This window comes from Tautonia sp. JC769, from assembly GCF_040717455.1.
Classification (GTDB): domain Bacteria; phylum Planctomycetota; class Planctomycetia; order Isosphaerales; family Isosphaeraceae; genus Tautonia.
Genome location: NZ_JBFEFH010000016.1, coordinates 16953 through 27556, shown reverse-complemented (window position 1 = coordinate 27556; position 10604 = coordinate 16953). Strand labels below are relative to the sequence as shown.

At 67.8% G+C, this 10604-nt stretch carries 9 protein-coding genes; 2 read left to right on the top strand and 7 right to left on the bottom strand.

Translation table 11 applies throughout. The annotated features are described in order from the left end of the window. Positions 1-27: 27 nt before the first annotated feature. Positions 28-930 carry a HEAT repeat domain-containing protein gene (locus AB1L88_RS16135; RefSeq protein WP_367097705.1) on the top strand — a complete coding sequence of 301 codons (903 nt, stop codon included), beginning with the start codon at positions 28-30 and terminating at the stop codon, positions 928-930. Positions 931-1129: 199 nt separating this feature from the next. On the opposite strand, the gene AB1L88_RS16130 is transcribed toward AB1L88_RS16135, so the two are convergent. Beyond that, positions 1130-2026, bottom strand: coding sequence for a LysR family transcriptional regulator (locus AB1L88_RS16130; RefSeq protein ID WP_367097794.1), 897 nt, complete (start codon positions 2024-2026; stop codon positions 1130-1132). 18 nt (positions 2027-2044) lie between these two features. On the opposite strand from AB1L88_RS16130, the gene katG reads away from it, so the two are divergent. Then, entirely contained in the window at positions 2045-4639 is a 2595-nt protein-coding gene (katG, locus tag AB1L88_RS16125) for a catalase/peroxidase HPI (protein WP_367097704.1), read from the top strand. Positions 4640-4822: 183 nt separating this feature from the next. Here the strand turns inward: katG and AB1L88_RS16120 are convergent, their stop codons facing one another. The 6 genes from AB1L88_RS16120 to AB1L88_RS16095 all read right to left on the bottom strand — a co-directional run bounded on the left by AB1L88_RS16120 (position 4823) and on the right by AB1L88_RS16095 (position 10424). After that, positions 4823-5023 (bottom strand): hypothetical protein, encoded by a 201-nt coding sequence (locus AB1L88_RS16120; RefSeq protein WP_367097703.1) that lies wholly within the window; start codon positions 5021-5023, stop codon positions 4823-4825. 431 nt (positions 5024-5454) lie between these two features. Further along, entirely contained in the window at positions 5455-6066 is a 612-nt protein-coding gene (locus AB1L88_RS16115; RefSeq protein WP_367097702.1) for a hypothetical protein, read from the bottom strand. A 479-nt stretch (positions 6067-6545) separates the two neighbouring features. Further along, positions 6546-7304, bottom strand: coding sequence for a hypothetical protein (locus tag AB1L88_RS16110; RefSeq protein ID WP_367097701.1), 759 nt, complete (start codon positions 7302-7304; stop codon positions 6546-6548). A 14-nt stretch (positions 7305-7318) separates the two neighbouring features. Then, entirely contained in the window at positions 7319-8434 is a 1116-nt protein-coding gene (locus AB1L88_RS16105; RefSeq protein WP_367097700.1) for an MlaD family protein, read from the bottom strand. Between the two features lie 125 nt (positions 8435-8559). Then, complete coding sequence (locus tag AB1L88_RS16100) at positions 8560-9420, bottom strand: ATP-binding cassette domain-containing protein (RefSeq protein WP_367097699.1); 861 nt, start codon at positions 9418-9420, stop codon at positions 8560-8562. A 59-nt stretch (positions 9421-9479) separates the two neighbouring features. Next, on the bottom strand, positions 9480-10424 hold the full coding sequence (locus AB1L88_RS16095) for an ABC transporter permease (RefSeq protein WP_367097698.1): 945 nt from the start codon (positions 10422-10424) through the stop codon (positions 9480-9482). Positions 10425-10604: the final 180 nt, after the last annotated feature.

The window sequence follows — 10604 nt, the reverse complement described above, 5'->3', positions numbered from 1 at the left end:
GAACGACCTCGACCGAGGAGTAGCATCATGATGACGCCTTCCTTGACGTGCGCGGCCCTGCTGACGGTGCAGTTGACCGTCGGGGGCCTGGGACTGTTCGATTGCCTCAAGAAGGACCGGCACGCGTTCGGCGGGCCGGACTGCTGCCAGACATGCGGGTCGGAGGCGATCAAGGTCCACAACCTGCTGGAAGTCTTGCAGCTTCACATCAGCGACCATCAGCGCGCCCGGGCGGCCCGGTCCCTGCGCGATTACGAGTGGCAGTGCCACCCGGAGATGGTCCCGGTCCTGGCCGATGCCCTGCGCGACGACTGCTCGAAGAAGGTCCGCAAGGCGGTCGCCGAGACCCTGGCGAAGCTCCACCCCTGCGACCCGACCGCCCTGGTCGCGCTGGAGCAGGCCGCCGTCGGCGACCCCGACTTCTGGACCCGGAAGCGATCGCGCAAGGCCCTCGACCGCATCGAACGGGGCTGCGAGTCCGGTTGCCTCGTCTGCTCGCCGACTCCCGTGATCGGCGTGGGTGAGGTCGCCGGCATGCCCTATCCCGCTGAGTACGAGGTCGAGGTCGACGTCGCGCCGCTGCCTCCCTTGCGGGCACCTCGGGTCTACGGCGAGGTGCCGTACGATCGGGTCGCGCCGCTCTACGAACGTCGGGTGCCCACCGTGCCGCCGCCCGGCTCGTCGACCCCGTACGGCTCCGACCTCCCCATCCTGCCCGACCCGAACGCCCAGCCCGAACTCCTGCCTCGATCGGTCGAGCCGTACCCGGACGGGCCGCCGGTCGAGGTCGCCCCTCCCGAGGCCTTGCCGCTGCCCGAGCCCCCGGCCGTCTCCCCGTTCGGCGCATCGCGAGGCGTCGGGGAATCGCCCCGGCCTTCGGGGCGTCCCCGGGGTCCGCTCCGCATCTTCACGATCGGCCGGTCGCGGTAGGCGAGCGATCTGACCTTCTTAACCCTCTCCCCCGCTCGCGGGGGAGAGGGTGGCCGCAGGCCGGGTGGGGGGGCACGCCGGCCCGATTGCCGCGCCTTTGCGATCCGAACTCCAACCCCTCCTCCCCGCCCTCGCCTCCACGGTCGATGGCGACCGAGGCGCACTCCCCTTCAATCGGGCTTCTGCTCCGCAACGCCAATCATCCGAGCGCCGCCGCCGCCCCGGGCTTCGAGTGGCGCAGGTGCTCGCGGAAGGCGTGGATCAGGCGGCTCTGGAAGCGGTACGGGTTCCAGACGACGGCGACGGTCCGCGTCGGCTTCTGCCCCGAGAAGGAGCGATAGACGCGGCGGTCGCTCTGGTCGCATTCGCGGGCCATGGCGGGGATCATCGACACGCCGTGCGAGAGCGAGACCAGCTCCTGCACCATCGCCAGCTGGCTCGTCCGCTCGACGGCGACCGGCTGGAACGACCGCTGCCGGCAGAACGTCACGATCGTGTCCGACAGGCAGTGCGCCTCGTCGAGCAGCACGAACGGATAGGCGTCCACGTCCTTGATCCGGAGCTTCTCCTTCGCCACCAGGGGGTGATCCGGGGGGAGCACGAGCAGCAATTCTTCCTCGAACAGTTCCTCGAATTCGAGATACCGCGCCGGGACCGGCAAGGCGAGGATGGCCAGGTCGATTTCCCCCTGCGTGCAGCTCTTCAGCAGGGCGTCGGTCGTGTGCTCCTGCACGATCAAGGTGGCCTTCGGGAAGGCCTTCGAGAACTGACGCAGGACCCCCGGCAGGAAGTACGGGGCGATCGTCGGGATCGCCCCCACCCGCACGCGGCCGCTCTGGCCGTCGTCGGTGATCTCCGCTTTCGTATCCTCAAGAATGGTGAGCACCTGTTGCGCCCGGGCTTGCAGCAGGGTGCCCGCGTCGGTCAACGAGACCGACCGGGTCTTGCGCTCGAAGACCGGCTGACCGAGCTCCTCCTCCAGTTTCTGGATCGATCGGCTGAGCGCCGATTGCGAGATCGACAGGTCCTCGGCCGCCCTCGTGAAGTTCTGGCGATCGGCGACCCGGAGGAAATACCGCAACTGGTCGAGGTCCATCACCCACCCCGTCGAACCATGCACGCGATGCATCGGAGAGAGAAGGAAAATGCATTGGGATTATGGGCGTCCCCGGACCATACTTCAATGGTAGGGGTTCGCGGGCCGATGCAGGCCGCCTTCGAATCCCTCCGCATCACGCGATTTGCTCGCCTCCGGGCGGATCCCCGACGAACGAAAACAAGGAGCTCTCCAATGGCGTTGCGGACTCTTGCACTCTGGTGTGCCGGGGCGTGTCTGGTCACGTCCGCCGGCGTGGCCCAGCTTCCTCCGGTCCCGCCGAAAGGCGGCGAACCGCTGGCCGCCGACGCTCCGAATGCTCAGATCTTCACGACCGCGGCCCGGGTCGACGACGGCCAGCCCGCGGCCGCCTGCCCGGTGATGGGCCCGGTCAACCCGCCGCAGGCCCGGAACACCGCGGCCGGATCCATGTCGAACGGCGACTGGTGGCCGAACCAGTTGAACCTGGCGATCCTCCACCAGAACTCGCAGAAGAGCAACCCACTGGGGCCCGACTTCAACTACGCCGAGGAGTTCCAGAAGCTCGACCTGGAGGCCGTCAAGGACGACCTCCGCGAGCTGATGACCACCTCGCAGGACTGGTGGCCGGCCGACTACGGTCATTACGGCCCCTTGTTCATCCGCATGGCCTGGCACAGCGCCGGCACCTATCGGGTGACCGACGGCCGGGGCGGGGCCGGCTACGGCACCCAGCGGTTCGCCCCTTTGAATAGCTGGCCCGACAACGCGAACCTCGACAAGGCCCGCCGGCTCCTCTGGCCGATCAAGCAGAAGTACGGCAACAAGATCTCCTGGGCCGACCTGATGGTCCTGACCGGCAACGTCGCGCTCGAATCGATGGGATTCGAGACCTTCGGCTTCGCCGGCGGCCGCGAAGACGTCTGGGAGCCCCAGGAAGACATCTACTGGGGGCCCGAGAGCGAGTGGCTCGGCGACAAGCGCTACTCCGGCGACCGCGAGCTGGAGAACCCCCTGGCCGCCGTCCAGATGGGCCTGATCTACGTCAACCCCGAGGGCCCGAACGGCAAGCCCGACCCGATCGCCGCAGCCCGCGACATCCGCGAGACCTTCGCCCGCATGGCCATGAACGACGAGGAGACCGTCGCCCTGATCGCCGGCGGCCACACCTTCGGCAAGGCCCACGGCGCCGCCAGTGCCGACAACGTCGGGGCCGCCCCCGAGGGCGCCGACATCAGCGAGCAGGGGCTCGGCTGGAAGAACAAGTTCGGCACCGGCCGTGGCGGCGACACCATCACCAGCGGCCTGGAAGGGGCCTGGACCTCCACCCCGACGCAGTGGTCGAACGGCTACTTCGACAACCTCTTCGGCTACGACTGGGAACTGACCAAGAGCCCCGCCGGCGCCTGGCAGTGGACCCCCAAGGAGGAGTCGGCGAAGGACACCGTGCCCGACGCGCACGACCCGACCAGGTCCCACGCCCCGATGATGTTCACCACCGACCTGGCCCTGAAGATGGACCCGGCCTACGGCGAAATCTCGAAGCGATTCCACGAGAACCCCGACGAGTTCAAGCTCGCCTTCGCCAAGGCCTGGTACAAGCTGACCCACCGCGACATGGGCCCCGTCTCCCGCCTGCTCGGCCCCGAAGTGGCCGAGCCGCAGATCTGGCAAGACCCGGTCCCGCCGGTCGACCACCCGCTGATCGACGACGAGGACATCGCCGAGCTCAAGAGCAAGCTGCTCGCCTCGGGCCTGTCCACCTCCGACCTGGTCTCCACCGCCTGGGCCTCGGCCTCCACCTTCCGCGGCAGCGACAAGCGCGGCGGCGCCAACGGCGCCCGCATCCGCCTCGCCCCCCAGAAGGACTGGGCGGTCAACGAGCCGGCCAGGCTCGCGAAGGTCCTGGCGACGCTCGAAACCATCCAGCAGGAGTTCAACGCCGCCCAGGCCGACGGCACGAAGGTCTCGCTCGCCGACCTGATCGTGCTCGGCGGCTCCGCCGCCGTCGAGGAGGCCGCGAAGCAAGGCGGCTATGACGTCGAGGTCCCGTTCACCCCGGGCCGGACCGACGCCACCCAGGAGATGACCGAGGTCGAGTCGGTCGCCTTCCTCGAGCCGAAGTCGGACGGCTTCCGCAACTACATGGCCCGGGAAATCGACCGACCGGTCGAGGAATTGCTGGTCGATCGCGCCCAGTTGCTCACCCTGACCGCCCCCGAGATGACCGCTTTGATCGGCGGCATGCGGGCCCTCGGCACCAACTCCGGCGGCGGCCCGCTCGCGGATCTCGGCATCCTCACCGATCGTCGCGGGACCCTGACGAACGACTTCTTCGTCAACCTGCTCGACATGAACACGGAGTGGCAGGTCTCCCCCATGTGCGAGCACTTCTTCGAGGGCCGCGACCGCGCCACCGGCGACGTGAAGTGGACGGCCACCCGGTTCGACCTCGTCTTCGGCTCCAACTCCCAGCTGCGGGCCATCGCCGAGGTCTACGCGAGCGACGACGGCCAAACCCGGTTCGTCAACGACTTCGTCGCCGCCTGGACCAAGGTCATGAACCTCGACCGCTTCGACCTCGCCCCGGCCGAACGCTCGAAGCCCCAGGTCGTCGCCCTCCAGCAGCAGTGATCCTCGCGACGCTATAGAAACGCAACCGCCATCCGCACACTTCCAGGACGATTGCAACGTCCTGGAAGTGTCTTCGTTTTGATCGGGGTGCGTCGAGCCTCAAGGGGCCCGACGCACCCGCCTCCCTCGGGTTGCATCTCCCACAAATGTCCAGGCTTCGAACGAGGCCCCGGGTTCCCGCCCTCATTCCGACCAGCCGTCGCCGACAAGCTGCGCCTCAACCAATCGAGGGGGCTGGGTGGTGTAGTCGAAGACCAGACTGATGCCGCAGCCGGGCCTCAGACTACGACCCACCCAACTGCGGTTGCGCGGGCCGCCGCCGATCCCGCCATCGAGGAACCGATCGAAGACACCGAGTTCTTCCCGGACGTCTTGATGGGTCATCCCCGGCGTGAGGTTCTCGATCCTGGCACGAACCATCGGGACCATGAACGCAGGCGCGTGACCGCGGAGCGATCGTGGCACCGTCGCCGCAACGACGAAAACGAGCAGGATGCACGTCGCAAGGACGACCAAGCTGCATACGACGACTCTGGATTTCCCTCGCATCGCGTCCCTCCGCACAGGCTCGCCCCCGAACAACCAGGCCCAGCGGACCGGCCCGCCGGGGCCACCCGCGGTGAGGCTTATCCCCTGCTCAAACGGTCAAAGGAATACATCTGTGTGGCCGGGCAAAACACATGAGTGGTTTTGTGTGGCCGAGGCAAAGCGCTGCGTGCCCCGGCGTCTCCAACCTGCTCACCCGGGACACGCTGCGCTTTGCCCCGGCCACCCGGCCGAAGGTGCGCTCTTGACGGCAGAGGCCATGAGAGCGGTTAGGCGTAGAAGCAGATAAGGTCTCGCCCGCTGGCCTCACATCGTCGGAGCCAACCCCGTAGCTCGGCCAGCGACGAGCGCATCTCGTCGTCGCCAACCCGGGTCAGCCTCTCCTCATCGAATGCCTCCAGCGCCGCCTTGATCTCGGGCCCGCGCAGGTAGCCGATAAAGGGAAAGTCATCGATCGCCGGCAGCGGGACCGGGGAGCCGCGGTACATGAGGCTACCGAGCCGGAGCGCCGCCTCGTCCACCCCGACCGACCCGAGGGCCTCATCCGCCATCTCGGCCCACTCCGCCCGAATCCCCGACCATCCCTCGTTCGGCAAGCACTCCCCGAGGTGCTCGCAAACGAACTCCAGGGCATACCCGTAGACGAATCCGACCTCCTCATCGTATCGCTCGCCGTTGACCATCTGTGCGAGGGCATCCCGCACCGTCGTCGCGGCCTCCGCCTCGATGTCCTCGGCATGATCGGCGGCCATCTTGTCGATTCGCTTGATCCGGTGGCCAAACTCCTCGACCAGGACGCCGACCAGGCGATCGTCCCCCGAGCCGATCAGACTCGCGATCCGCCCAAGATCGACGGCAATCGGTGTGAGAATGTAGCTCATGAATTCGACATGCCCCCCAACGCCTCACCTGGAGTCGACGTCCGGAAGGACGTGGTATTTCACCCCCGCCGTGGCCCATGATCGCCCCGAGCGTGGGGCAATTGGCGGTCTCCCGATGCTCATGCCGTCGGGGCGCAAGTGCAAGAGGCGACCGACGAACATCCCGGCCGGGGCCACCCGCGGAGAGGCTTGTTCGCTGCTCAAACGATCGAATGAATACCTTTGTGTGGCCTGGGCAAGGCGCAGCGTGCCCCGGTGTCTCAAGCCTGCTCACCCGGGGCACGCTGCGCCTTGCCCCGGCCACCCGCCGGTGAGGCTTATCCCCTGATCAGACGGGCAAATGAATACCCCTGTGTAGCCAGGCAAAGCTCAAGAGTGGTTTTGTGTGGCCGGGGCAAAGCGCGGCGTGCCCCGGTGTCTCAAGCCTGCTCACCCGGGGCACGCTGCGCTTTGCCCCGGCCACCCGGCGAGGCGATCGATCAGGGGGCGTCCTCTTCGTCCTCGTCATCCCAGTCGGAGACGTAGCCGGAGCAGTCGGCGAACAGGTCGGGCTGGGAGGCGAGTTCCTCGGTCAACTGCTGGCGCGTGGCCAGGTCCGGCACCGACGCGACGACCTTGTCGTGATGATGCAACAGGTAGACTTCCCGGCATTCCGGATCGCTCACATGAAAATTGGAGAACGACCCTGCGACGTGCCGGGCGGCCTCCCAGAGGATCGCTCCGTCCGCCTCTCGCTCAGGAAGGAGCAGGACTGCGCCGACCTCGGCCAGACCCGCTGAGGCGGATTCGAGCCGCTTTCGGAGCAGGGGGAGCCCTTCGAGCAGCCTGGCCTGCGAGAAAGGCCAGCCGGGGGCCGGTTCAGCACTCGCCGGCCACAGCAGGACGGACGAGAATCGAATCATCCGCCGCGCGAGCCATCGGAACGGTCCCTCCAGGAAGGGAAGAGCGGCCGGGCTCCCCGCCGCCGCCTCGCGGAGCGTTCGCGGCAGGGCGAAGGCCGGATCATCCCGGAGCAAAGGGGATGAATTGTCCTCCGAGTCCACGTAACAGGCGAAATAGCGCTCCCGGTAGGCCGGCTTGAGCGTCGGGTCGAGGTTGACCGCAATGGTCACGATCGTCTCGGCGGTCGGCCAGACCTCGGTCGATGCCCCGTCCTCCTGGTCATCTCCGGAAACGGGTTGACCGGCCCGAAGCAGGCGGTTCCGGAGGTCGTCGGTCGCGATTACGGCTCCGATCATCGCTCGGCTCTCGATTATCGTCCGTTGAGCACGCCGGTGGAAATCAGTCCCGGGTCCCGGGAGATCTTCTCGGCAAACGAGCCGAACGTGCGCAGGACCGATCGGGCGTCGTTGGCGGCGGCGTCGGCCGAGCGGAGGACGAGGCGGACATCCTCATAAAGCTGGGGGTCGGACACGAGACGCTGGAGGGTCCCCTTGGTGTTCAACCGCCCCTGGCCGTCGTGGAGGTAGGCCGTCAGCACGCCGACGTCGTAGGCGATCTTGTTGATCCGGAAGATCGCCTGGCCGAGGTTCGTGCGGGGGCTGTCGGCGGGGCCGGCCTTCAGCTCGGCGGCGATCGGTTGCAGGTCGGCCAGCAGCACGTCGAGCCGTTCGGAGGCCGAGGCCACGCGGTTGAGCGTCAACTTCACCTGGTCCCGGGTGCTGTCGTCGAAGGCCGCGTCGAGCTTCTCGGCGACGCTCCGGAGGGTGGCCACCGCCGGCTTGATGTCGGCCTCGTTCTCGTCCAGCACGCGGCCGAGGTCGTTGGCCACCGTCTCGATGCTCCGGCCGGTGTTGCCCCAGGTGGTCAGGAACTCGTCGAGCGACTCGGCCTTGCCGACGATCGCCGAGAGGTTCGTGGCCGCCGCCTCGATGGCCACCATCGTGCTGTCCGCCTGCTCGAAGATCTTCGAGGCGTCGGTCAGCAGCAAGAACGGGTCGGTGGCGACCAGGCCGGTGATCCAACGGTCCTCGCGCAGGGCCTCGTCGGGCGAGTCGAACGTCTTCATCGGCTCCGACCCGGTCGCGGGCAGCAGGTCGATCGACACGTCGCCGATCAGGGCCCGGCCGAGCCGGGGCGTGGCCCCCTCGCGGATCGTGTAGGTCGGGTCGAGCGAGAGGGTCACGAGCACCCCCTCGGGCTGGTCGGCCTCGGTGAAGGTGAACGCGAAGACCTCCCCCACCCGCACCCCGCTCTTGCGGACCGGGATCCCCCGGTCGACCCCCGGCGCCTCGGGGAAATAGACGGTCACGAAGTGCCGCTCCTGGATCAGGGCCGGGGCCTCGAACCAGACGATCAGCATCGTCAGGACCATCCCGGCGACGATGACGAACATGCCGATCCGGAATTGCATCACACGTTCGTTCATGGTCGGCCCTCGCGCTCGCGGTGGAAATCGTGTTGCGTCGACCCAAGTATGCCCGTTGGGCGTGCCTCGTGGGGAGCGTTCCTGCCCTCGATCCGGATTTCGGCCGATCCCTCGCGGCGGACCCGTCAGCCGCGCTCGTTGCTCAACTCGCTCAGCCGCTCGCCCGCCTCGCCCCGCACGAACTGACGGACACGCGGGTCGGGGTGGTCTTCGAGCGCCTCGGGGGGACCGTCGTAGAGAATTTGCGGCTCGTCCGGTTTGAGCCGGGCCAGCGGGTAGAGCATGATGACCCGGTCGGCCACCTTGGTCACGGTCTTCATGTCGTGCGTGACCACCACCCCCGTCGTGTGCTTCGTGCGCTGGGTCTGCAGGATCAGCTCGTTGATCACGTCGCTCATGATCGGATCCAGCCCCGTCGTCGGCTCGTCATAGAGCATCACCTGGGGGTCGAGGGCGAGCGCCCGGGCCAGGCCGACGCGCTTGCGCTGGCCGCCCGACAGCTCGGCGGGCTTCTTCGGCTCGATCCCGATCGGCAGGCCGACCTCGCGGAGCCGCTCGTGGACGATCCGGCGGAGCATCCGCTCGTCGTACAGGGCGTGCTCGCGGGGGCCGAAGGCGACGTTGTCGTAGATCGTCAGGCTGTCGAACAGCGCGGCCATCTGGAACAGGAAGCCGAACCGCAGGCGGACCTGGTTCAACTCGTACGAGCTGAGCCGGTTCAGGTCCATTCCCTCGAAGCGCACCGTCCCGGCGGTCGGGCGGATCAGGCCGATCATCAGCTTCAGCAAGACCGTCTTGCCGCACCCGCTCTCGCCGATGATGCAGAGCGTCTGCCCCTTGGGCACCCGGATCGTCACGTCGCGCAGGACCTGCTGATGGCGGAAGGTCATGCCGATGCCTTCCAGCGCGATCACCGGCTCGGCCGCCTCGGTCGAAACCGACCCGGCGCCGCCCGGGGTCGCCGTCGTCCCGGCAGTGCTGTTCATCACGATGTCGAGCCCCTCCGATCGGTCCCCGCGACACGACCAGGCCAGGTCAGGTCGGGTCAGACCAGGGTGTTGGTTTCGGGCCAGAGGGCCACGTAGAACTTGTTCCAGGCCAGGCCGAGGCAGAAGTCGAGGAACAAAATCGCCACGAACGAGGTGACGAACGCCTCGGTGGCCGCCTTGCCCACCCCCTCGGCCCCGGCCGAGCACTTAAACCCGCGATGGCAACTGATCAGGGCGATCGCCGCGCCGAAGAAGTAGCTCTTGAACACCCCCGCGAAGATGTCGAGCCCGCCCACATAGGCCCTCGAATGCGCCCAGTAGTGGTACGAGTCGACCCCGAGCATCTGCGTCGCCACGACCGCCCCGCCGATGATCCCCATGAAGTCCGCCATCAGCGTCAGGAGCGGGATCAGGAGCACGCACGCCAGCAACCGCGGCACGGCCAGATAGGCGATCGGGTTCGCCCCCAGCACGTCGAGCGCGTCGATCTGCTCGGTCACGCGCATCGTCCCCAACTCGGCGGCCATGGCCGACCCGACCCGGCCGGCGAGCATCGTCGCGGCCAGGACCGGCCCCAGCTCCTTGACCAGCGAGATGTTGATGACCGACCCCAGCCGCGTCTCCATCCCCATCGCCGCGAACTGCCGGTGCGCCTGCACGGCCAGCACCATGCCGATGAACATCCCCGTGATCGCCACCACCGGCATGCTCTTGACGCCGATCAGGTAGAAGTTCGGCACCAGCGTCGCCCACCTCGGACGCCGGCGGACCAGCCACATCAGGGTCAACCCCGAGAAGACGGCCACGTTGCCGATCTCGGCCACCGCGTCGAAGAACTGCTCGCCGAGCTTCTGGACCGGCGAATCCTCCGGTGGCCTCGGCGACGCCTGGCGTGGCTCCGCCCCCGGAGCCGCGGTCGACTGCGAAGGCGAAGATGAAGAAGCAGGGGAGGGGGCGTCGGTTTCTGCGCGTGCCTCGTCTTCGGCGGTCCTGACTTCCATGACGCGGGTTCCTGGCCCTCGGCCCGAATCGCTCGGCGGAGTGTGGTCGGTCGATTGGTCGGGGTCGGCCGTTGCGGGTGTCCGGGCGAGGGGCATGCCTCCGTGCGAGGATGACCCGCGTCCTCGGTCGCACGAGAACGGCTCGGATCATCCCACCCCATTCTCTGCGATCCTGCGCCG